Origin of the sequence: Mesorhizobium australicum WSM2073 (assembly GCF_000230995.2) — a bacterium.
GTDB classification, from domain to species: domain Bacteria; phylum Pseudomonadota; class Alphaproteobacteria; order Rhizobiales; family Rhizobiaceae; genus Mesorhizobium; species Mesorhizobium australicum.
The window spans coordinates 3,012,726-3,034,035 of sequence record NC_019973.1 but is presented as its reverse complement, the minus strand read 5'-3'; the positions used below and the strand labels follow the sequence as shown (position 1 = coordinate 3,034,035).

Annotated in this window: 23 protein-coding genes; 11 read left to right on the top strand and 12 right to left on the bottom strand. The window is 65.2% G+C overall.

Features of this window, described 5'->3' with window-relative positions; all coding sequences use genetic code 11:
* Positions 1-6: 6 nt before the first annotated feature.
* On the bottom strand, positions 7-504 hold the full coding sequence (locus tag MESAU_RS14470; protein ID WP_015316771.1) for a GAF domain-containing protein: 498 nt from the start codon (positions 502-504) through the stop codon (positions 7-9).
* On the opposite strand from MESAU_RS14470, the gene MESAU_RS31225 reads away from it, so the two are divergent.
* The 7 genes from MESAU_RS31225 to MESAU_RS14440 all read left to right on the top strand — a co-directional run bounded on the left by MESAU_RS31225 (position 485) and on the right by MESAU_RS14440 (position 7,897).
* Positions 485-865: a hypothetical protein gene (locus tag MESAU_RS31225; protein WP_157163653.1), complete on the top strand. Its 381-nt coding sequence runs from the start codon at positions 485-487 to the stop codon at positions 863-865. The genes MESAU_RS14470 and MESAU_RS31225 overlap by 20 nt on opposite strands.
* Positions 828-1,061 carry a hypothetical protein gene (locus tag MESAU_RS14465; protein WP_015316770.1) on the top strand — a complete coding sequence of 78 codons (234 nt, stop codon included), beginning with the start codon at positions 828-830 and terminating at the stop codon, positions 1,059-1,061. Before MESAU_RS31225 ends, MESAU_RS14465 begins: the two co-directional genes overlap by 38 nt.
* A 383-nt stretch (positions 1,062-1,444) precedes the next feature.
* The gene (locus MESAU_RS14460; protein WP_015316769.1) at positions 1,445-2,488 is read left to right on the top strand and encodes a LacI family DNA-binding transcriptional regulator; all 1,044 of its coding nucleotides are present in this window, start codon (positions 1,445-1,447) and stop codon (positions 2,486-2,488) included.
* 74 nt (positions 2,489-2,562) lie between these two features.
* On the top strand, positions 2,563-3,855 hold the full coding sequence (locus MESAU_RS14455) for an ABC transporter substrate-binding protein (RefSeq protein ID WP_015316768.1): 1,293 nt from the start codon (positions 2,563-2,565) through the stop codon (positions 3,853-3,855).
* Positions 3,856-4,026: 171 nt separating this feature from the next.
* On the top strand, positions 4,027-4,953 hold the full coding sequence (locus MESAU_RS14450) for a carbohydrate ABC transporter permease (protein WP_015316767.1): 927 nt from the start codon (positions 4,027-4,029) through the stop codon (positions 4,951-4,953).
* Positions 4,953-5,810 carry a carbohydrate ABC transporter permease gene (locus MESAU_RS14445; RefSeq protein WP_015316766.1) on the top strand — a complete coding sequence of 286 codons (858 nt, stop codon included), beginning with the start codon at positions 4,953-4,955 and terminating at the stop codon, positions 5,808-5,810. The genes MESAU_RS14450 and MESAU_RS14445 overlap by 1 nt, the downstream gene beginning before the upstream one ends.
* 86 nt (positions 5,811-5,896) lie before the next feature.
* Positions 5,897-7,897 (top strand): glycoside hydrolase family 127 protein, encoded by a 2,001-nt coding sequence (locus MESAU_RS14440; protein WP_015316765.1) that lies wholly within the window; start codon positions 5,897-5,899, stop codon positions 7,895-7,897.
* Positions 7,898-7,926: 29 nt separating this feature from the next.
* Here MESAU_RS14440 and MESAU_RS14435 read toward each other — a convergent pair whose 3' ends face one another.
* From MESAU_RS14435 to MESAU_RS14395, 9 genes are all read right to left on the bottom strand, one after another.
* Positions 7,927-9,021, bottom strand: coding sequence for an acyltransferase family protein (locus MESAU_RS14435; protein WP_015316764.1), 1,095 nt, complete (start codon positions 9,019-9,021; stop codon positions 7,927-7,929).
* A 358-nt stretch (positions 9,022-9,379) separates the two neighbouring features.
* Positions 9,380-9,772 (bottom strand): DUF1801 domain-containing protein, encoded by a 393-nt coding sequence (locus MESAU_RS14430; protein WP_015316763.1) that lies wholly within the window; start codon positions 9,770-9,772, stop codon positions 9,380-9,382.
* A 32-nt stretch (positions 9,773-9,804) separates the two neighbouring features.
* On the bottom strand, positions 9,805-10,233 hold the full coding sequence (locus tag MESAU_RS14425; RefSeq protein WP_015316762.1) for a DUF1801 domain-containing protein: 429 nt from the start codon (positions 10,231-10,233) through the stop codon (positions 9,805-9,807).
* Positions 10,234-10,244: 11 nt separating this feature from the next.
* Positions 10,245-10,466: a hypothetical protein gene (locus MESAU_RS14420; RefSeq protein ID WP_015316761.1), complete on the bottom strand. Its 222-nt coding sequence runs from the start codon at positions 10,464-10,466 to the stop codon at positions 10,245-10,247.
* A gap of 39 nt (positions 10,467-10,505) precedes the next feature.
* Positions 10,506-10,898 carry a VOC family protein gene (locus MESAU_RS14415; protein WP_015316760.1) on the bottom strand — a complete coding sequence of 131 codons (393 nt, stop codon included), beginning with the start codon at positions 10,896-10,898 and terminating at the stop codon, positions 10,506-10,508.
* Positions 10,899-10,985: 87 nt separating this feature from the next.
* The gene (locus tag MESAU_RS14410) at positions 10,986-11,417 is read right to left on the bottom strand and encodes an SRPBCC family protein (RefSeq protein ID WP_015316759.1); all 432 of its coding nucleotides are present in this window, start codon (positions 11,415-11,417) and stop codon (positions 10,986-10,988) included.
* Entirely contained in the window at positions 11,414-11,737 is a 324-nt protein-coding gene (locus MESAU_RS14405) for an ArsR/SmtB family transcription factor (RefSeq protein WP_015316758.1), read from the bottom strand. The genes MESAU_RS14410 and MESAU_RS14405 overlap by 4 nt, the downstream gene beginning before the upstream one ends.
* 96 nt (positions 11,738-11,833) lie before the next feature.
* Positions 11,834-12,565 (bottom strand): gamma-glutamylcyclotransferase, encoded by a 732-nt coding sequence (locus MESAU_RS14400; RefSeq protein WP_015316757.1) that lies wholly within the window; start codon positions 12,563-12,565, stop codon positions 11,834-11,836.
* A gap of 146 nt (positions 12,566-12,711) precedes the next feature.
* Positions 12,712-13,620: a LysR family transcriptional regulator gene (locus MESAU_RS14395; protein WP_015316756.1), complete on the bottom strand. Its 909-nt coding sequence runs from the start codon at positions 13,618-13,620 to the stop codon at positions 12,712-12,714.
* 98 nt (positions 13,621-13,718) lie between these two features.
* Between MESAU_RS14395 and MESAU_RS14390 the strand changes: the two genes are divergently transcribed.
* The 3 genes from MESAU_RS14390 (at position 13,719) to MESAU_RS14380 (ending at position 18,105) form a co-directional block, all read left to right on the top strand.
* Entirely contained in the window at positions 13,719-14,942 is a 1,224-nt protein-coding gene (locus MESAU_RS14390; protein ID WP_015316755.1) for an MFS transporter, read from the top strand.
* A 52-nt stretch (positions 14,943-14,994) separates the two neighbouring features.
* The gene (locus tag MESAU_RS14385) at positions 14,995-15,687 is read left to right on the top strand and encodes a DUF2270 domain-containing protein (protein WP_015316754.1); all 693 of its coding nucleotides are present in this window, start codon (positions 14,995-14,997) and stop codon (positions 15,685-15,687) included.
* 207 nt (positions 15,688-15,894) lie between these two features.
* Positions 15,895-18,105, top strand: coding sequence for a cation:proton antiporter domain-containing protein (locus MESAU_RS14380; RefSeq protein WP_041163770.1), 2,211 nt, complete (start codon positions 15,895-15,897; stop codon positions 18,103-18,105).
* A gap of 404 nt (positions 18,106-18,509) precedes the next feature.
* Here the strand turns inward: MESAU_RS14380 and MESAU_RS14370 are convergent, their stop codons facing one another.
* Together MESAU_RS14370 and MESAU_RS14365 are read right to left on the bottom strand one after the other, a co-directional pair.
* Positions 18,510-19,343 carry a methyltransferase domain-containing protein gene (locus tag MESAU_RS14370; RefSeq protein ID WP_041163391.1) on the bottom strand — a complete coding sequence of 278 codons (834 nt, stop codon included), beginning with the start codon at positions 19,341-19,343 and terminating at the stop codon, positions 18,510-18,512.
* Between the two features lie 85 nt (positions 19,344-19,428).
* Complete coding sequence (locus MESAU_RS14365) at positions 19,429-19,842, bottom strand: DOPA 4,5-dioxygenase family protein (RefSeq protein ID WP_015316750.1); 414 nt, start codon at positions 19,840-19,842, stop codon at positions 19,429-19,431.
* 188 nt (positions 19,843-20,030) lie between these two features.
* On the opposite strand from MESAU_RS14365, the gene MESAU_RS14360 reads away from it, so the two are divergent.
* Entirely contained in the window at positions 20,031-20,993 is a 963-nt protein-coding gene (locus MESAU_RS14360; protein ID WP_015316749.1) for an ornithine cyclodeaminase family protein, read from the top strand.
* The last annotated feature ends 317 nt before the right edge of the window (positions 20,994-21,310 follow it).

Genomic DNA, 21,310 nt, shown 5'->3' with positions numbered 1-21,310 from the left:
GGAAGTTCAGTCCTGGAACGAACTCGCCGCGACATAGATCGCCGCCAGCGCCTCGATGCCGGCCTGGTCGGCACTGTCGAAGCGGCCGGGCAGCGGGCTGTCGAGATCGAGCACGCCGAAAACGCCCTCCTCGTCCTCGAGCAGCACGACCAGCTCGGAGCGCGAGGCGGCGTCGCAGGCGATATGGCCGGGGAAATCATGCACGTCCTTGATCAGCATCGAGGTGCCGAGCTCGACCGCCGTTCCGCATACGCCCTGGCCGACGGCGATGCGCACGCAGGCCGGCTTGCCCTGGAAGGGCCCCAGCACCAACTCCTCGTCCGATGCCAGGAAATAGAAGCCGGCCCAATTGAGGTCGGGCACCATCTGGAAGATCAGCGCCGCGGTATTGGCGGCGTTGGCGATCGAATCGTGCTCGCCCTCGAGCAGCGCCTTCAATTGCTTGGCGAGGTCGCGGTAGAACGCGGCCTTGTCTGAGATATCGATGGCCTGGGCCGCGAACATGACTTGTCTCCAAACCGGGAATCGCGGTTCCGTTTCCGCAAACCCTGCACCAAACGACCACCTGACCATCCTAGGCAATTCCAGGAAAATGCGAAACGGTTTTCCGTTCGAAATTCTGTCCGTTGGCGCCTTGGCGCTATCTCCATTCCCGGCGCAAGATTTGATTCCGGCGGGAGAAAAATTTCAAAAGTATTATTTCGAAGCGCGGTCTCCTGACGCCGACAAGGAGGCCAAATTATTCGAAAGATTGAATTTTTCCTTCCGGGCGCCTATTTATCGAGAAGTTCATTTTCACGATTTCACGCGCGAAGGAGATTTCTTCAATGGCCGACGGCAATCAGACGATCATGCAAAAAGCTGAAGCCCGCTTTGTCGACAAGCAGAAGAAAACCGCGGAGCGCAACAAGGCAACCGCCGAATACATGTCCGAGGCGAGGGCCAGGGAGATCAAGACGGCAAGGCTGAGGGAATTGCGCCTGGCCAAGGAAGAAGCCGATCGCGTGGCGGAAGCGCTGAACCCGGCGCCGAAAAAGAAGCGTGTGGCCAAGAAGGCATAGAGTCACTCCAAGGACGTGAGCAGTCTCCCGCTGGGCTTGCACCAAGTCGAGGAATGCGGCGGCTCAAGCCACGTCTGACGTCCCAGCCATGCAATGGTCCTGCCGACCAAGGGCAAGAGCGTCCAGCTCCACACCGCGGCGCGTTCCCTTTCACCTGCCTTTCGGCCTCGAAGATGCGAAACGTCGCGGCCGCGCGCGAAATAGCGGATGGTACCGAGGAACCCTGATCTGGCCATTTTCCTCTTGATCGGTCCCCCAATCTGGCCTAGCCTTCAAGTTGAGAAAAGGTTTTTCCAGACAGTCCCGATGGCGTTCGGCCGTTAGCCGGGCTTTATTCGGGCCGGTAAGGGAAAACCTTTTTCCAACCAAGGATTTCTGCCGCGATGGCATCGGACGACCAGCCAGTTCCGGTCTTTCCCAAACCCGTCACCTTGCGCGACGTGGCCGCGCAGGCCGGCGTCAGCGTTGCCACTGCATCCAAGGCGCTCAACGATCAGGGGCGCATGACCGCCGAGACTCGCGAGCGCATTCGCGAGACGGCGCGCAACCTGGGCTTCCGGCCCAACAGCCTGGCGCAGAGCCTGCTGAGGCGCCGCTCCTTTACTGTCGGCCTGCTCACCAACGACACCTATGGCCGTTTCTCGCTGCCGCTGATGTCGGGCATTTCGGATGCGCTGGTCGATGCCGGCGTCTCGGTATTCCTGTGCAATGTCGAGGAGGATCCCCGTCTCGGCCAGCTCCATGTCGAGGCCATGCTCGACAAGCGCGTCGACGGCATCATCGCCACCGGCAAGCGCATCGACCGCCATCTGCCGATCGATCTCGCCAATTTGCGCATCCCGGTGATCTACGCCTTCACCCAGCCCGATCCCGACGCCGTCGCCTTCGTTTCCGACGATGCGGGCGGGGCGCGGCTGGCCGTCGACCATTTCTGCCGGCTCGGCCGCAAGCGCATCGCCCATGTCAGTGGCCCGGCCAGCTTTGCCGTGGTGCATGAACGGGCGCAGGCCTATCGCGCCGCGCTGATCGAGAACGGCCTACCCCTCATCGAGCCCCTGCTCGGCGCCTGGTCGGAAGCCTGGGGGCATGAGGCGGTGACGATCCTTTTCGATGGCGGGGGAGAAAAGCCGGACGCCGTCTTCTGCGGCAACGACCAGATCGCGCGCGGCGTCATCGATGCCCTGCGCGAGCGTGGCTTGAGCGTTCCCGGCGATGTCGGCGTCATCGGCTTCGACAATTGGGAGATCGTGGCCGAGGCGACCCGCCCGCCGCTGACCTCGGTCGACATGAACCTGACAGCGCTCGGCCGCGAGGCCGGGCTGACCCTGCTTTCCCTGGTCGGCGGCAAGCCCGCCGCGCCGGGCATCAGAAAACTGCCGTGCCGGCTGGTGGTGCGGCAGTCCTGCGGCCGCCTGCCCGACGGCTGAAAAGACGGCTGAGAAACGAAGCGCCGCGATCGGCGGCAAGCCGCGCATCGCGGCCAAATGAGGAGGAGGAGAACATGAGGACTTTGATTGCCAAACTGGCCCCGACCAAATTGGCCCTGACCAAATTGGCCCTGACCAAATTGACGTTGACGGCTGCCGTTCTGGGTTGCGGCCTGCAATTTGCCGCCGCCGAAACCGCCAACATCTGGGTACGCGCCGACGGCTCGAACTTCATGCCGAGGATCGTCGACGCCTTCAACAAGGCGAACAAGGACCAGGTCAAGCTCGACATCATCCCCAATGCCGAGATCATCCCGAAATATGGCGCGGCCGCGGCCGGCGGCACGGCGCCCGACGCGCTGTCGCTCGACCTGATCTACACGCCCTCCTTCGCGGCCGCCGGCCAATTGGAGGACATCACCGACTGGGCGAAGTCGCTCCCCTATTTCGCCAGCCTGTCGCCCGCGCATGTGAAGACCGGCACCTACAAGGACCGCATTTACGGCCTGCCCTTCTCGGCCGACGCCTCGGTGCTGATCTGGAACAAGAAGCTGTTCAAGCAGGCAGGCCTCGACCCTGAAAAAGGCCCGGCCAACTGGGCCGAGATCGAAGCCGACGCCGAGAAGGTCAACGCGCTTGGCGGCAACATCAAGGGCTTCTACTTCTCCGGCAATTGCGGTGGCTGCAACATCTTCACCTTCACGCCGCTGATCTGGGCTTCGGGCGGCGACATCCTGTCGGAGGACGGCTCCAAGGCGACGCTGGACAGCCCGCAATTGCGCGGCGCCATCGATCTCTACCGCTCGATGGTCAAGAAGGATTTGGTGCCGGCGGGCGCGCAGACCGACACCGGCGCCAATTTCTTTGCCGCCTTCGCCGCCGGCAATATCGGCATCTCGCCCTCCGGCGCCTTCGCCATCGGCGCGCTCAACACGCAATATCCTGATGTCGACTACGGCGTCACCTTCCTGCCGGGCAAGGATGGCAACTGGTCGTCCTTTGCCGGCGGCGACAATTTCGTTGTCACCAAGGGCACCAAGAAACTCGCCGTGGTGAAGGAGTTCCTGGACTTCGCCTATTCGCTCGAAGGCCAGACGATCCTGGCCAAATACGGCAGCCTGCCGGTGCGCGGCGACATCGCCAAGGACGCGCTGAAGGAGCTCGACCCGCGCTACCAGATCGCCGCCGAGGCGATGGCCAAGGGCAAGACGCCGTATTCGGTGGTGTTCAACGACCTGATCAACTCCGCCAACGGCCCGTGGACACAGATGATCAACGAGGTGTTCTTCGGCGACGACGTCGATGGCGCCATAGCAAACGCCCAGGAGACCATGCAGTCGATCATCGACCAGGCGCCGCAGAAGTAGCGCCGCCTCCACCTCCCCTTGAGGGGAGGTCGGACCGCAGGTCCGGGTGGGGTCGTCTCGGCAGTGCTCGACGTTCCTTGATGTCGGCGCGCTTGGCGGAGGACCCCACCCCCGGCCTTCGGCCGGACCCTCCCCTCGAGGAGGAGGGGACGCAGCGCCAGGGAAACAGCCATGACCACCATCACCGCAACCACCGCCCCACCCCGCCTCCGCAAACGCGTTGGCGCCGGGCGCCGGCAATGGATTGGCCTGCTCTATGTGGCGCCGGCGGTGGCGCTGGTCATGCTGTTCTTCGTCATTCCGCTCGGCATGACGGCCTGGATGTCGCTGCACAACTGGCCCTTGATGGGCGAGCACTCCTTCATCGGCCTCGGCAACTACTGGGCAATCCTGCGCGACACCAGGTTCTGGAACGCGCTGAGATTCACCGGCTACTACACGCTGATCGTCACCATCGCGATCTTCGCCGTCGCCTTTCCGCTGGCGATCTTCATCGAGCGGCCGCGCCCGTTCACCAACCTCTACCGCACCATGTTCTTCATGCCGGCGGTGGTCGGCTTTGCCTCGGCGAGCCTTTTGTGGTCGTGGCTGCTCAACGTCGATTCCGGCCTGTTCAGCCCCGCCGCCTACGATCTCGGCCTGATCGACAAGAAGTTCAACCTGCTCGCCACCTTCCAACCGGCCTTCTGGTCGATCATCGCCATGGTGGTGTGGAAGGTCGCTGGCTTCACCATGATCATCCTGATGACCGGCCTGCAGTCGATCCCGCAGGATCTGCAGGAGGCCGCCGTCATCGACGGCGCCGGGCCGTTCGCCAGGTTCCGGGCGATCACCTTGCCGCTGATGCGCCGCACCCTGGCGCTGGCGCTGATCCTGTCGGTCGCGGGCTCCATCCTTGCCTTCGACCAGTTCTACATCATCCTGCGCGGCGGCCCGCGCAACCAGACGCTGACGGCGGTGTACTGGATCTTCAACCAGTCCTTCGTCTCGTTCAAGCTCGGCTATGGCGCGGCACTCTCGATGGTGCTGCTGGTCATCCTGGTGGCGCTCAGCCTCGTCCAGCTCTGGTTGCTGCGCAAACCCGAGGGGCTCGACTGATGACGCAGGCGATATCGGGCACAGGCAAGCTTGCCGCGCGCTTGGCCAGGCATTCCACCGGCATCGTCGCCTCGGTGCTGTTCGTGGCGCCGATCGTGTGGACGGTGCTGTCGGCCTTCAAGCCGGCACAGGAGGCGCGCCTGCCGCCGCTGCCGCCCTGGCCGACGACGGGCTTCTCGCTGGAGAACTATCAAACGCTGAACAGTTTCGGCGACGGCCTGTGGGCCTCGGCGCAGAACAGCATCTATGTCTCGGTGATGACGGTCATGCTGTCGGTCATCGTCAGCGTGCTCGCCGGCTACGGTTTTTCGCGGTTTCGGTTCCCGTTCAAGGACTTGTTCTTCGTCCTCATCCTGTCGACGATCATGATCCCGTTCCAGTCGATCCTGACGCCGATCTTCCTGGTGCTGACCAAGCTTGGCCTGCACAACACGCTGACCGGCCTGGTCGGCGTCTATGTGACGCTGCAGCTGCCGTTCTCGATCTTCATGATGCGCAACGCCTTCGACGCGGTGCCGCGCGAGATCGAGGAGGCCGCGCGCATGGACGGCGCCGGCAACGCCACCATGCTCATAAAGGTCATGCTGCCGCTGGTCTGGCCTGGTGTCGTCACCATCGCGCTGTTTGCCTTCCTCGGCGCCTGGAACGAATTCCTCGCTGCCCTGGTGCTGATGACCGACCAGTCCAAGTTCACGCTGCCGGTGATGATGACCGCACTTCAGTCCGGCCGCTTCGGCGCCATCGACTGGGGCGCGGTGCAGGCGGGCGTCACCGTGATGATGGTGCCGTGCCTGATCCTGTTCCTGGCTTTGCAGCGCTTCTACATCCGCGGCCTGATGGCCGGGGCCGTCAAATAGAGCATGATCCCGAAAAGTGGGAACCGGTTTTCGGAAAGATCATGCTCCAACAAAGAGATAGACGTCAGATCGAATGGAGTGAGTTCATGACCGCATCGCCATCCCCCCGCCACGCCACCCCAAATAAATCGCAGGAGACGGGCAAGCCGAAGCTCGCCTTCCGCCCGCTGCCGGTGCCGCAGGTCGACGTGCGCGGCTTCTGGGGCGACCGCGCCGAGGCGGTTGCCACGCGCACCGCCGACATCCTTTACGACCGCTGCGTGGCGGCGCGCATGCTGGAGCAGATCGATCCGGACCAGCCCTCGCCAGGCGTCGTCATTCCGTTCCACTCGCCCTCGCCCGACGAGGCGGCCTCCGCCGGCTTCACCGGCTCGACGGTGACTACGCAGATGTTCTGGGATTCCGATCTCGGCAAGACGATCGAGACCGCGGCCTATTCGCTCTACCGGCGTAAGAATCCCGAACTGGAGAAGAAGATCGACGCCGTCATCGACATGTATGGCAGGCTGCAGCAGGAGGACGGCTATCTCTCCAGCTGGTACCAGCGCATCCAGCCGGGCAAGCGCTGGACCAATCTGCGCGACTGCCACGAGCTTTATTGCGCCGGCCACCTCATCGAGGGCGCGGTCGCCTACTACCAGGCGACGGGCAAGCGCAAGCTGCTCGACATCATGTGCCGCTACGCCGACCACATCGCCTCGGTGCTCGGGCCCGAGCCCGGCAAGAAGAAGGGCTATTGCGGCCATGAGGAGATCGAGCTGGCGCTGGTCAAGCTGGCGCGGGTGACGGGCGAACAAAAGTACATGGAATTGGCCAAATACTTCATCGACCAGCGCGGGCAGCAGCCGCACTATTTCGACGAGGAGGCACGCGCCCGTGGCGCCGACCCTAAGGCCTATCATTTCAAGACCTACGAATACAGCCAGTCGCACATCCCGGTGCGCGAGCAGGACAAGGTCGTCGGCCACGCGGTGCGGGCCATGTACCTCTATTCAGGGATGGCCGACATCGCGACCGAATATGGCGACGACACGTTGCGGGTGGCGCTCGACCGGCTGTGGGACGACCTCACCACCAAGAACCTCTACATCACCGGCGGGCTCGGCCCGTCGGCGCACAATGAGGGCTTCACCAGCGACTACGACCTGCCCAACGAAACCGCCTATGCCGAGACCTGTGCGTCGGTCGGGCTGGTGTTCTGGGCGACCCGCATGCTCGGCATGGGGCCGAACGCCCGCTACGCCGACATGATGGAGCGCGCGCTCTACAATGGCTCCATTTCCGGCCTGTCGCTCGACGGCTCGCTGTTCTTCTACGAGAACCCGCTGGAAAGCCGGGGCAAGCATAACAGATGGAAATGGCACCGCTGCCCTTGCTGCCCGCCAAATATCGGGCGCATGGTCGCCTCGATCGGCAGCTATTTCTACAGCCTGGCGGACGACGCGCTGGCAGTTCATCTCTATGGCGATTCCACCGCCCGCTTCGACATTGCAGACACACCGGTCACGCTGACGCAGGCGAGCCGCTATCCCTGGGATGGTGCCGTCGAGATCACCGTTGAGCCGCAAACGTCGGTGGAGTTCACGCTGCACCTGCGTGTGCCGGCTTGGAGCTCCAAGGCCAAGCTCGAGATCAATGGCGAGGCGATCGACCTCGCAGAAGTGACCAGTGACGGCTACGCCGCGATCCGGCGCCAATGGAAGAAGGGCGACCGTGTCAGGCTCGATCTCGAAATGCCGATCGAGCGGCTCTATGCCAATCCCGAGGTGAGGCAGGACGCCGGCCGCGTCGCGCTGTCGCGCGGGCCGCTGATCTACTGCGTCGAGGCATCGGACAATGACAGCCGCCTGCATCGCCTGACCCTGCCGCGCACGGCCGGCATCGAGGCTCATGACGAACCGGACCTGCTAGGCGGCGTGGTGACGCTTTCAGCCACGGCACAAGCCGATGCCGGGGACGGCTGGCAGGACGGCCTTTATCGCTCCGAGCCGCCGGCCAAGGTCGAGACCCGCCTGACCGCCGTCCCCTATTTCGCCTGGGACAACCGCGAGCCGGGCGAGATGCTGGTCTGGCTGCGGGATGGTTGATACCGGCGGCAACGCCGTGGGGCGGCCGGTTATGTCCGGCTCGACTGGGCGGCGGCGGTCAGCGGCTTTTTCGGCGCTGTTTTCGCGGCGCTGCCGTCAATATGCGCCCAGGCCGGCCGCTCGAACAGGAACATGCCGAAGCCGATGCGCTGGACAATGAAGTAAAGCACGACGGGGCTGACGATCGAGACCAGCAGCACCGCCAGGCTGAGCAAGCCGGTGTCGGTCAGCAGGCCGCTTGCCAGTGCGGCGCCGCGGAACAGTGACATCGGAATGGTGAAGGCGACATAGACGACCAGCGAATGTTCGCCCAGCCAGCGCAGCCATTCCATGGCGGGAAATTTCGACAGGAAACCGCCAACCACGCAAAGCGCCACGGCACCGGCGACGGCCAGGACGAGATGCAGCGGCGGCCATGCCGCCAGGCCCATCTGCATGCCGACCGGCTGCATGGCATAACCCGGCGAATAGACCAGCAGGCCATTGACGACAGCCCACAGGAAGAGCCCGGAGACGGTCAGCGCCGGGCGGGCTTGCGTCCATTCGACGAGCCGGAACACCAGCGGCGCCATGACGAAGCCAACGTAGAAAAAGACGAAATAGGCGGCGAATTGTTCGACCGCGTAGCTGTCGGGATGCGGCGCCCACATCTGCAGGCCGGCGGCGATCGGGATGACGATCCAGGCGGGCACGGCAAGCTGCCGCAGCAGTTTCGCGGCAAGACCGAACACCGCCAGCATGTAGATGAACCACAGGACGCCATAGGGCTGGAGGACGGCCATTGCCAGGTCGTGCAGCATGCCGGCGGGATCCCGGCTGAAGATGCCGATCTTCAGCCCGATCGAGATGATCGCCCACAGCACGTAGAAATAGAGGTAATGGACGACGCGCCGGTCGATATAGCGCCGCCACGGCCGGTCGATCACCTGCGACAGGAACAGCCCCGAGATCAGGAAGAATTCCGGCATCCGGAACGGCGTCGCGAAGCCGATGACATAGTGGAGAAAGCCGACGCCGCCCGTATACTCGCCGGTGTTGTAGGCCGAGTACATCATGACCACGAGGATGATCGAGAGGCCTTTGGCCGTGTCCACCCACGGCATGCGCATTGGGCTGCTGTTCATGGCGGGGAATCCAAACCGGCCGGCCCGGCTGGCCAGCCATCATCCCGCGATGTCTAGCACCATCAAGCTTCCCAGATCGTAAACGCGGCTGTCTTGCGGTGAGGCTGGCAGCGTCCGCGGGCCGCCGTGTTGAAGCCGTTGGCAATCATCTGCCGTCAGCGCTGCCCCTCGCCTGCCTGCCGGCATCATCTCCCCGTAAACGGGGCGAGGGACGCCGTTCTCGCCGATTTCGCCAATCGCCGGCGTTGCGGAAAGAGCGTCGGCCTCGCGGTAGCCCTCTCGCCCCGTTTACGGGGAGAGATGTCCGGCAGGACAGTGAGGGGCAGCGCCGACCGTGACCTCTATGCGCAATGAACGATTACTTTCGGGACTTGGATTTGTTCAAAGCCACCGCCGCGCGTACAAGCGCCTTGAAGGCCTCCTCGTCGACCTCCTCGCCTTTCTGGAAATCGATGGCGCGCCGTGTGTTGCCTTCGAGGCTGGAATTAAACAGGCGCGCGGGATCGGGCAGCGCGGCACCTTTGGCGAAGGTCAGCTTGACGACGGCCTTGTAGGTCTCGCCGGTGCAGATCATGCCGGCATCCTCCCACACCGGCACGCCGCGCCATTTCCACGTCTCGACCACGTCGGGATCGGCTTGATGGATCAGCGTGCGCAGCCGCCCCAGCATCTCGCCGCGCCAGTCGCCCAAGTCCTTGATCCTGCCGTCGATCAGCTCGGAGGGAGATTTGCTGTCCTGGGTGGTCGTCATGCCGTTTCTCCTTCGAATGCTAGATAGGGCACTCACATGCGCTCGCCAGGCAAAAGGCTCGCCTGCTTCACCCAGGCGCTGAACTGCGCTTCGTCGAACGCGTCGTCCTCATGAATGTCGAGGTAGCGCGTGTCCTGGTTCCTGGATTCGCCCGGCGGCACCGGATCCAGCGACATGCCGCGAAAGAAGGCCACCTTGATGTATCTGGTGAAGCAATGGAAGCTGAGGAACCAGCCTTCGCCCTCGACGCCGTAGAAAGGCGAGTTCCATTTCACCGCCTTGTTCACCCCGGGCACGGCGCGCTCGATGAGCGCGTCGAGCCGCCCGCCCATCTCGCGCTTCCAGCCCGGCATCGCCGCGATATAGGCCTGCACCGGCGCGTCGTCATAACCCTTGGCGATCTGCGGGTTGCCGCCGGAAAGCAGCTTCGGCTCAGCCTTGGCCGGGGTCGCCTTGGCCATGCGCTTTCCTCCTATCCATTGGCCCGCTGTGCGCTGCGTCCTTTCGCGACATAGGGCAGCACGAACATATAGAGGCCGCTGAACAGCATAAGGAAGAGCGGCGGCAGTGGCGAATAGACCACCCAGGCGGGCGGCTGCCCAAACGCCATGGTGACGAAGTTGGCGACGACGGTCGCCGTGAAGATGATCGACAGCCAGCGATGCGCCTGCCGCATCCATTTGCTCCAGTCCAATTCTGCCTCCTCTTGCGCTATGCCTTGAAACCCGGCGCCTTACCAGCGCGCCAGTTCGGTGATCTGGATGAGATTGCCGCAGCCATCCTCCAACTTGGCGATGGTCGAGCCGGTCACGTCGGTAGGCGCCATGGCAAAGGCGCCGCCATTCGCCTTGATGCGCTCATGGTCGCCCTTGATGTCGTCGGTGAAGAGCATCAGCGCCGGCTGGCCCTGCTTGAAGATCGCCTGCTGGTAGGCCTTGGCCGCCGGGTTGTCGTTCAGCGCCAGCTGCAATTCGGTCCCGTCGGGCTCTTCGGCCGAGACGACCGTCAGCCAACGGAACGGCCCATTGCTGAAATCGGCTTTTTTGGTGAAGCCCAGCACGCCGGTGTAGAAGGCAAGCGCCTTTTCCTGATCGTCGACATAGATGCTGGTCAGTTTGATCTTCATCGCTTTTTCTCCATGGTTTTGCCGGCGGGAAACCCGCCCTCTATTTTTTCTGTGTGGCTTTGTGGCTTTCAGTTCGGCCGAGAGGCCTCAGTCCGTCCGCGCCAGAAGCTCTTCCAGCTTTTCCAGGAATTGCGGCCAACCCACCTTGGCGCCGCCATAGGCCCGCTTCTGGTCGGGCCGGAAACCGGCCTGCTCCATGCGCAGATGGGTTCCCGTTGGCGTCGGGGTGAGCGTGAAAGTCACAACGCTCCTGAGATCGAACGCTGGGTCCTGATGCGCGAGGTTCCAGCTGTAGGACAACCTCTTGTGCGGCTCGACGGCAAGCACCTCGCAGTCCAGCACGCCGCCCCAGTCGGCGCTGATGTTGAAGCGATGGCCGACGGCGGGTTTGAAATCGTTCTTCATCAGCCACTCCTCGATCAGATGCGGTTGCGTCAGCGCGCGCCAGAGTTTTTCGGGCGGATGGGAGATCTCCCGCTCGACGACGACAGTGCGGGTTTGCTGTGCACTATCGTTCACTGGTCCATCCTTTTGAGCAAATCCTCGAGGTCGTCGAACCGGCTTTCCCAGAACCCCGCCATATGGCGTGTCCAGTCCATCAGCGGCGCCAGCGCGGCAAGCTGGGCGCTGTAATGCGTCTGGCGGCCTTCGTGGCGGTCGCGCACCAGCCCGGCCTGCTTCAGAACGCCGAGATGCTTCGACACCGCCGGCTGCGAGACGCCGGACTGGCTGGTCAGCGCCCCGACCGTCTGCTCTCCCTGGCGGCACAGCCGCTCGAAGATCGCCCGCCGTGTCGGGTCGGCGAGCGTCCTGAAGAGCGTGTCATGAGCGTCTGGCATCTCTAATCGATAACCCGTTGGCTATTGGTTGACGTATAACCACAGGGATATATGTTCGTCAAGCGAAAGATTGCAGCGTCCTGAATACGGTGGTGGCTAGACGGCGACGTGGCTGCGACCGATCTCGCGCGCCACCAGTTCCTGCAGTTGCCACAGATTGCGGTCGCGTATGCCGCAGGCGTCGAGATGGCGGATGGTCTCGAACAGATATTGCGCGCCCGAGCCCCAATGGCCGACGGCGTTCGCCAGCGTCGCCGCGACCGCGGGCTTGTCCAGTTTGCCGGCATAGCGCGGGTTGGCGGGATCGACGACGAAGCCGAGCGCCAGGCACGGCCCGCTTTCGGTGCTGACCCGCAGCCAGCGCGGCACGTTGACGGCGGGCAGAATGGTCATCTCGCGGCGCAGCAGCGCTTCCAGATTGGCGGCTACCGGTTCGGCGATCTCGAACACCATGCCCTGGCACTGGCCGCCACGGTCGAGCGCCATCATCAGGCCGGGCTGCTCGAGCGTGCCGCGAAAGCGCTGCACCGTGAAGCAGAACGACCGGTGCCAGCCCCGCGCCACCGCCCGCTCGCCGCCCCTCACCTCGCCCGCCGGCTTCCACAACAGCGAGCCATAGGCGAACAGCCTCAGCGGCCCGGCCGGTGCCGAGGCCAGGATCTCGTCGCGAAACCGCGCATAGTCGTCATCGGTCATCGGGATCATGCCCGGCACCGGCCCGGCATCCTCGACCACGCGCAAGGTGCGCGCCACCAGCGCCTCGGTCAGCGCCATCGGCGCCTTGCGTGGCGCTGATTTGCGCGGTGCGGCGGAAATCGGCTTGCTCATTGTCGTGCCTCGGCCATGGCAGCCATGTTGCTGAAGGCTAGGGGATTCTCAAGAGCCAGAACCGTTCGAAACCTGGAATCCATACCTGAGCCATCCCGTGCAGCAGCTTGATCAGATTCAACAAAATCGGGCGACGTTCGGCGTGCCTATGACACCAGCGGCATCGGCAGCTTGAGCCCGTCGATCAGCGCATCGCGGAACAGCGCGATGGGGCGCCCCAGCCGCCCGGCAGGCGGGCGGTGCAGCAGCCAGGCGCGCACTTGCGGCTTGAAGTCGGGGCAGTCGATCACCTCGACGGCATCGCGCCAGCGACTGTCGGCGAAGGCGCCCGGCGTGACGATGCCGATGCCATGGCCGCGCGCCACCAGCGACATTCTGAGATCGACGCTGAGCGCTTCGACGCCGACCTGGAAAGGCAGCCTCGCGGCCTCGAAGCTCTGACGGATGAAGGCGCGAAAACCGCAGCCGTTTTCGTTCATCACCCAGGCAAAGCGCGATAGATCGGCAAGCTTCGCCTGCTTCGGCACGCCAAGGCCGGGAGACGCGACCAGCAGCACCGATTGTACGCCGAGATCGTCGCGGGCCAGTTCGTCCGGTGGCGCCAGGCCTTCGGCGAGGCACACCGCCACCGCGTCGACCTCGCTGCGCGCCACCTGCTCGACCAGCCTTGGCGACCAGCCCGAAGTGATGCGCAGCGTCAATTGCGGGAAGGCGGCGCGCAGGCCATCGAGCGGCAGCGCCAGCGCCGCATCCGAGAGATAGGGCATGATGCCCAGGCGGAATTCGCCCCTGACCTCGCCTTGCGGCGACACGCCTGCCTTCAGGTCCTCCAGCGAACGCAGCACGCGCCGGCCATGCTCATAAGCTTCGCGTCCCGAGGCGGTCGGCTTCAGCGGCTTCGACTGGCGGTCGAGCAATGCTGTCGCCAACACATCCTCGAGGTTCTGGATGCGGCGCGTGACCCCCGGCTGGGTGAGATTGAGCCTGGCCGAGGCGCCGACGATCGAGCCAGTTTCCACCACGGCGACGAAAGCTTCGAGATCGTGGATGTTCATGCATATCTCGCATAATCATTATCGATTAGATTGAATTGTAGCATGATAAAGCTTCGGCATAAAGTCCTTACAGGATATGCCACTTCATTGAGGACTTCATGCTCGATACCAATGACGGCCAACTGGCCGGACGGCTGCCGGCTCGAACCATCACCGGCCCGCAGAAGCTGCTTTTTGCAGCCTCTACCGGCATTATCGTCACCAATCTGTTCGCGCCGCAGACACTGGTCGGCCTGATCGGCCCGTCGCTCGGCGCCGGCACAGCGAGCGTCGGTCTGGTCGCCATGGCGACGCTGCTCGGCTATGCCGCCGGCCTGTTCTTCTTGGTGCCGATGGCCGATCTCGGCGAAAACCGCACCCTGATCCTGCGCATGCTGGGCGCGGCGGCTCTTGCGGCCGGCATCGCCGCGCTGGCGCCCACCATCGCCTCGCTGCTGATCGTCCTGTTCGTGCTCGGCGCCGCCTGTTCGGCGATCCAGATACTGGTGCCAATCGCCGCCTCGATGGCGCCGCCCGGCGAGGCCGGCCGCGTCATCGGCGATGTGATGAGCGGACTGATGATCGGCATCCTGCTCGCACGGCCGCTGGCCAGCCTCGTCGCCGATGCCTGGGGCTGGCGCGCCTTCTATGGCCTCAGCGCCGCCGCCCTGACGCTGCTCGCCATCGTGCTCGCCTTCACCCTGCCGCGACGGCGGCCGGAGGTGAAATCGTCCTATGGCGCGCTGATTGCTTCACTGTTCCATCTGCTGCGCCAAGAGCCGGTGCTGCGGCGCCGCGCCTTGACCGCGGCGTTGGTGATGGCGGCGTTCAGTCTGTTCTGGACGGCGGTGGCCCTGCGCCTGGCGCAGCCGCCTTTCGGCCTCGGGCAGCGCGGTATCGCGCTTTTCGCGCTCGTCGGCGCCGGCGGTGCCGTGGTTACGCCGCTGTTCGGTCGCGCCGGCGACCGTGGCTGGACGCGGGCGGCGACGATCTTCTGCCATCTCGTGCTGATCGGCGCGCTGGTGCTCGCGGCCTGGGCCGGCTCCTTTCAGTCCGGAGTGTCATGGACACCGCTCGCGCTGATGGGCGTCAGCGCCGTGCTGCTCGACATCGGGGTCACCGGCGACCAGACGCTCGGCCGCCGCGCCATCAACCTGCTGCGTCCCGAGGCGCGCGGCCGCCTCAACGGCCTGTTCGTCGGCATCTTCTTCATCGGCGGCGCAATCGGCTCCTTGCTGGCCGGCATCGGCTGGACCCTGGGCGGCTGGCCCTGTCTCTGCGCCATCGGCGCCGCCTTTGGTCTCGCTGCCCTGCTGGCCGACTGGACCGGCGGGCCCGAATGACCGCTGGCCGGAACGACATTGCCTCATAAGCGTTGTCGGCGGGGAGGAAGTCATGAACGATGCGCCGGCAACGCCCGTCGGCAGGCCGCTTTCGCCTGGCGAGCTGGTCACCGTGATGTCCCATTTCCATCGCGCCGAGATCGCCCGCATGGCGGGCTGGCGCGACCGCCTCGACCGCACCAGCAATTGGGCGATCACCGTTGTCGCGGCGATGCTGTCGGTGTCGCTGTCGACGGCCAGTGCCCATCACGGCGTGCTGCTGTTCGCCATGCTGCTGGTGCTGCTCTTGTTGTGGATCGAGGCGCGCCGCTACCGCTTCTTCGATGTCTATCGCGCCCGCGTGCGCCAGTTCGAGCGCCATTATTTCGCCCAGATCTTCTCGCCGCGGCCCGACTTTGCCTCCGACTGGCTGCTGATCCTCGGCGAGAGCCTGCGCACGCCAAAATTCCTGGTCTCGCAGCGCGTGGCGCTGGCGCGCCGCTTGCGCCGCAACTACCTGCACATGATGCTGATCCTGCTGCTCGCCTGGATCCTCAAACTGTCGACCCCGAGCCTGATTGACCAAGGCGTGCCGGTCGGCTTTGTCGGCACGATGCGCGAAGCTGTCGGCGCCGCGGCGCTCGGTCCCATTCCGGGCGTAGTCATCGTCGCCGTGGTTGCCCTCCTCTATGCCGTCCTGCTGGCAGCCGCCTTCCTGACACCGGGCGACGACGGCGAACTCTCCTTCGGCGACGTCCACGTCTGAGTTCGATACCTCGTGATGGATGGCTGCAACGCAAACCCCGGCCGCGCGTTGTGATGGTCAGTCCGCGGCGGCGTCTTGAAGGGACCCATGATCCACCCACTGGCAACAAGGTCGCACGGCACCGCGGCCGCCCTTTCGCTGGCCATCGTCGCCCTCGCCCCGGCAAGCCAGGCGCTGGCCGCGCAGCCGGCCGGCCACGCCTCGGGCATGGGCGGCTCGGCCGAAGGGCTGTTCGTCGCCGAGATCGTGCTTCTGCTTCTGGTCGGCCGTGGCCTTGGCGAAATCTTCCAGCGCTACCGGCAGCCGGCGATCATGGGCCAGCTGATCGGCGGCATCCTGCTCGGGCCGTCGCTGTTCGGCTGGCTCTGGCCCGGCGCCCAGCATCTGATCTTCTCCACCGATCCGGCGCAGAAAAGCATGATCGATGCCGTCTCGCAGCTCGGCATCCTGCTGCTCCTGCTGCTGACCGGCATGGAGACGGATTTGCGGCTCGTGCGGCGGGTGGGTGCGGCCTGTTTTTCGATCTCGATCACCGGCGTCGTCCTGCCCTTTGCCTGCGGTTTCGCGCTGGCGCAGGTCTTGCCGGATTCGCTTCTGCCCGAGCCGAGCGAACGCATCGTCGCCGGGCTGTTCCTCGGCACGGCGCTGTCGATCTCCTCGGTGAAAATCGTCGCCATGGTGGTGCGCGATATGAATTTCATGCGCCGCAATCTCGGCCAGATCATCGTCTCCTCGGCAATCATCGAGGACACGATCGGCTGGCTGATCATCGCCGTCACTTTCGGCATCGCCACCAATGGCAGCCTGCAGGTGCTGCCACTGGTCCTGACGGTCGCCGAAGTGGCGCTGTTCATGGTGTTCTCCTTCACCATCGGCCGCCGCCTGGTGTTCACCCTGATCCGCTGGAGCAACGATTCCTTCCGCAGCGAATACGCCGTCATCACCGTTATCCTCATCATCATGGGTGTGATGGCGTTGATCACCAATCTGATCGGCGTCCACACCGTGCTCGGCGCCTTCGTCGCCGGCATACTGGTCGGGGAATCGCCGATCCTGTCGGACCACATCGAGGGCCAGTTGCGCGGCGTCATCACGGCGCTGTTCATGCCGGTGTTCTTCGGCATGGCCGGCCTGTCCGCGGACCTTACCGTGCTTGCCGACCCGACTTTGGCGCTGCTGACGCTGGCGCTGGTGGCGATCGCCAGCATCGGCAAGTTCTCGGGCGCTTTCCTCGGCGGCCGGCTGGCCGGCATGTCTTTGAAGGAGTCCACCGCCGTCGGCAGCGCCATGAACGCGCGCGGCTCGACCGAGGTCATCGTCGCTTCGATCGGCCTCTCGATGAACATCCTCTCGCACAATCTGTTCACCATGATCGTCACCATGGCCGTCATCACCACGCTGGCCATGCCGCCAATGCTGCGCTGGGCGCTCGGCCGGCTGCCGGTCGGCGACGTGGAAAAGCAGCGCGTCGACCGCGAACTGCTCGACGAGCGCGGCTTCGTCTCCAAGCTGGAGCGGTTGCTGCTGCTCGTCGACGACAGCCCGGTCGGCAAGTTCACCGCCTATCTCGCCGGTCTCGTCGGCGGCGGCAGCGGCATGCCGACCACGCTGCTCCACCTCGAGGATGGCAAATTGCCCGGCCCTGCCCGCGACAAAGGTCCCGAGCGGGCCTCCAAGCAGGTCAAGAGGGGGGCGGCCAGAAGCGCCAAGGCTGTCAGGAAGGCCGAGGATACGCCCGTCGACAAGGTCCACCTCACGGCCCGCACCGAGCTTGAAGCCACCGCCGAGACGATCGCCGCCGAAGCCCGCAAGGGCTACGGCCTGCTGCTGGTCGGGCTGGACAATGCGCTGGCCGAAGGCGCCTTCAGCGGCACGCTGAACGCCATCACCAGCGGCTTCGACGGCCCGCTCTGTCTGGTGCTGAATGGCGCCAAGGCAGATGGCAAGATGCCGATGCTGCGCGCCGGCGCGACCATCCTGGTTCCCGTCAACGGCACCGAGGTGGCGCGGCGCGCGGCTGATTTCGCGCTCGCCTTGGCGCGGCCGCACCGGGCGCGCGTGAAAGTCCTTTATGTCTCGCAGGCCCGCAAGGGCAGCCGGCCGAGCTCGGTTTCGCACCGCCGCGAGGAGGCCGTGCTCAAGGATGTCGCCGATCTCGCCGACCGCTATGGCGTCGCCGTCGAGACCGCGATCAGGACGCGCGCCACGCCCGACAAGGCGATCGCCAGGGAAGCAGCCAAGGGCGCCGCCATGGTGGTGATGGGCGTCACGCAGCGGCCAGGCGACGAGCTGTTCTTCGGCGACACGGCGAGCGCGGTTCTGGCCGCAGCCGCCTGCCCGGTCGTGCTTCTGGCCAGCGACCGCGTGCGCCGAACCGAAGCCGCCGCCGAGGAGGCGGCAGCCGAGACCGGCGCTTGATGCCTGTCGGCCTTGCCAAAGCACGCAATTCCCCAGGGGAAGCGCTACGCACTTTCCTGGAATTGCTGCTACAGGCCGAGGAATTGCCGCCCGATCACGTAGCCCAGCGCCGCCGCGACGAGCGGAAACAGCGCCGGCGCAACCTTGCCGAACAAGGAGACGCTCGTGTCCTTGGGCGGCACATAGCGTCCATTGCCAAGATTCTGGTCATTGCGTACCCCACGCCACCGGATAATTAGCAGATGCTTATTGACGCATGGCCGCATTAACGGGTTGCAAAGAAATTCGATCGAAAGCCGGCCATTCGACTGGATGACTGGCGAATGCGGCTTGGCCTGGATCTCGGAAGCGGGTATGCCCCCGGCCTCGCGCAGCCGCCGGGCATCGGTCGTCGCGGCCGAGCGCTAGGTCCGGCAGACCGCCATGACGAAGAACTCGCGGTAGCAGAAATCGGGATCGTCGAGCAGGCGATCCGGCCGCTGCTTCAGCTCACGCCAATAGGCCTGGTCGGCGTCAGGCAGGGCGTAGCCCGGCGCGACGCTGGCAAAATAGGCCAGCAGGTCGCGAACATAGTCGCGCGTGAAGCGAGGCGCCGGCGCCCAGCGCTCGACCAGCCAGCCCTTGCGGCTGACGACCTCCAGGCCCGCCTGCCGCAGGCGCGCCGGAAGCGTCGAACCGCAGTCGGTGCCGAGCACGCCCCGGTCGCGGAACCCTTGCAGCCTGGCGGCCATGAAGCGCGCCAGCAGCGCCCGGTCCATGGGCAGGATCTGCAGGATGGTCGAATCGAAATCCTTGACCGCCAGGATACCGCCCGGCTTCAGCACGCGCCTGGCCTCGCCGACGGCAAGCTCGAACTCGGCCGGCGTCAGATACTGCATGACATTGCCGGACCAGACGCAATCGAACGATGCGTCGGCGAAGGGCAGCGACAGGATGCTGCCGACATGCGTGGCGATTTCCGGCGGCTCGGGCAGCGTGCCCGCGAGCGCCTCGACCCGGCCGATGTTTTCGGGCGCGAGGTCGAGCGCGGCGATGAAGCCGGAGGGGCCGACGGCCCTGGCGATGAGCGGCAGGAAGCCGCCGCTGCCGCAACCGGCATCGAGCACGCGCCAGCCCGGGCGGATGCCGGCGTCGAGCAAGGCCGCCTCGTATTCGGGCCGCGACGATTCGAAATGAAGATCGAGCCAGCCGGCCTCGCTCGCTTCGTGACCGGTGGACGTTTGGTTCCTGCCAGACAAATGATGACCCCCATGGCGCGGCAGGGATAGAAGCGTACCCAACGGCATCGCGCAATGCCCTGCGCGGCGTGGAACCGGCGCCGGCCTACGCCGGCAGGGACGGCTCGGTGTTGGGTTCCAGCGCCTCTTCCGCCTCATGGTCCTCCGGAAGCACGTCGCCATGCACCGCCAGCGGCCGGCCGATCCAGATGGGATCGACCAGATGGTCGCGCTTGGGATTGCTCGTGTTCGGGTGGACGAGGATGCTCAGCCCACCATGGTTCAGCATCAGCCACGGAACCAGCGCGCCGAAGATCCCGGTCGCGAAGGAGATCTGGTACATGGCCTGCTCATGCGGGCCGACTTGTTTGTCGTGCCAACTGCCCAGGCGCACGCGGAACCGTTCGGCGATGCGCAGCCGCAGCCATTCGGCCTGCTGCCGCTCGGCCGGCCCGTCGAAATAGATATGGGCATGATAGCTGGCGATCTCGGCAAGTGGCCGTGGACTGTCCTGGCTCATCTCGATGCCCTCCTCGCGGCATGTCTAGCCATTCAGCCCAAGAACGCAGGTTTAAGCAAGGCCACCCGACCCGCCGGGAAGACCGGCAATGGCTGGACCCGGCCAGGCATGCCGTCCCGCCGCTCGCCCAGCCAGGCTTCCGGCTCCGCGCACATCGTGTAGTCTGACGGTTTCTTGGGGAAAATGACATGATGAACACCGCCGAAACCCTGCCCTATCTGTCATCGGCGGTTCTCGATCGCCTGGCGATCTCCACGCCCAACGTGGTCGACGAGATCGAGCGCCAGATCGTCGGCCAGCGGCGAGGCGAAGTCTGGTGCGCGCCGAAGGCGGTGGTGCTGCCGGGCGACGACCGCTACATCATGGCGACGCTGGGCGTCGCCTCCACGCCGCCCGTCCTGGCGACGAAATCGCTGGTCGTCAATCCGCGCAACGCCGGGCGCGGACTGCCGACGCTCAATTCGCTGATCACGCTGCTCGACGCCGAGACCGGCCTGCCGCTTGCCCTTGTCGACGGCAATTGGGTGACGGAGAAACGCACGGCCGCCTTGAGCGCCGTCGCCGCCAGGCGCATGGCGCGCGGCGACGCGTCATCCCTGGCCTTCATCGGCTGCGGGGTGCAAGCGCGTGGACACTTAGAGACATTCGCCGACCTCTTCCCCTTGCGCGAAATCCGCGCCTTCGGCCGCGGCACCGCCAACCGCGACGCGCTGTGCCAAATGGCGCAATCGCGTGGACTGGAGGCAATCCCATGCGACACGGCAAGGGCCGCGATCGAAGGCGCCGACATGGTGGTGACGACGGTGACCCTGGTGCCCAAACCCGCGCCCTTCCTCGACGCCAACTGGCTGAAGCCGGGAAGCTTCACCGTGATGACCGACCAGGCCCTGCCCTGGCTGCGAGAGACCATGCCCCGCTTCGACCGCATCATCGTCGACGATTTGGAGCAGGAGCGAAACATGGCCAAGCCGATGGTTGATCCCGGACTGGTTGCCGGAGATTTGACGGGGCTGGTTTGTGGGGACTTTGCGGGGCGGGAGGGGCCGGGCGAGACGACGGCGTTTGTGTTCCGGGGGCTGGCTGTGGGGGATTTGGCGGTGGCGGGGTTGGTGTATATGCGGGCGCAGGGGGCAGGAGTGGTCGGAGCGTGAAGCAGGCGAAACAGTTTCGATTCGGTGTCGAGGCAAACCGAGCGGCATCGAATGACAGCGCTCGCGGAACGCCTTTGTCAGCCGGCGCGTAGGGGGTCGGGCAGCGCTGGCGGCGCACGGGAAGAGCCTTAGCGGACGATGAGAGGAGGAAGCGATGATGTGATACGGGGCCGACGCTGGGGGCCTGAGGAGCTCCCCAATCAACGGCCCCGGGCGGTCGTCGACGAGGCCGAGGCCCGCTTCAGCCGCGAGGACATCGGCTGCCGACGCGGGCCAATCGGTTCCCCGATGCGCCACCGGCGACGCGATCCTCCGAG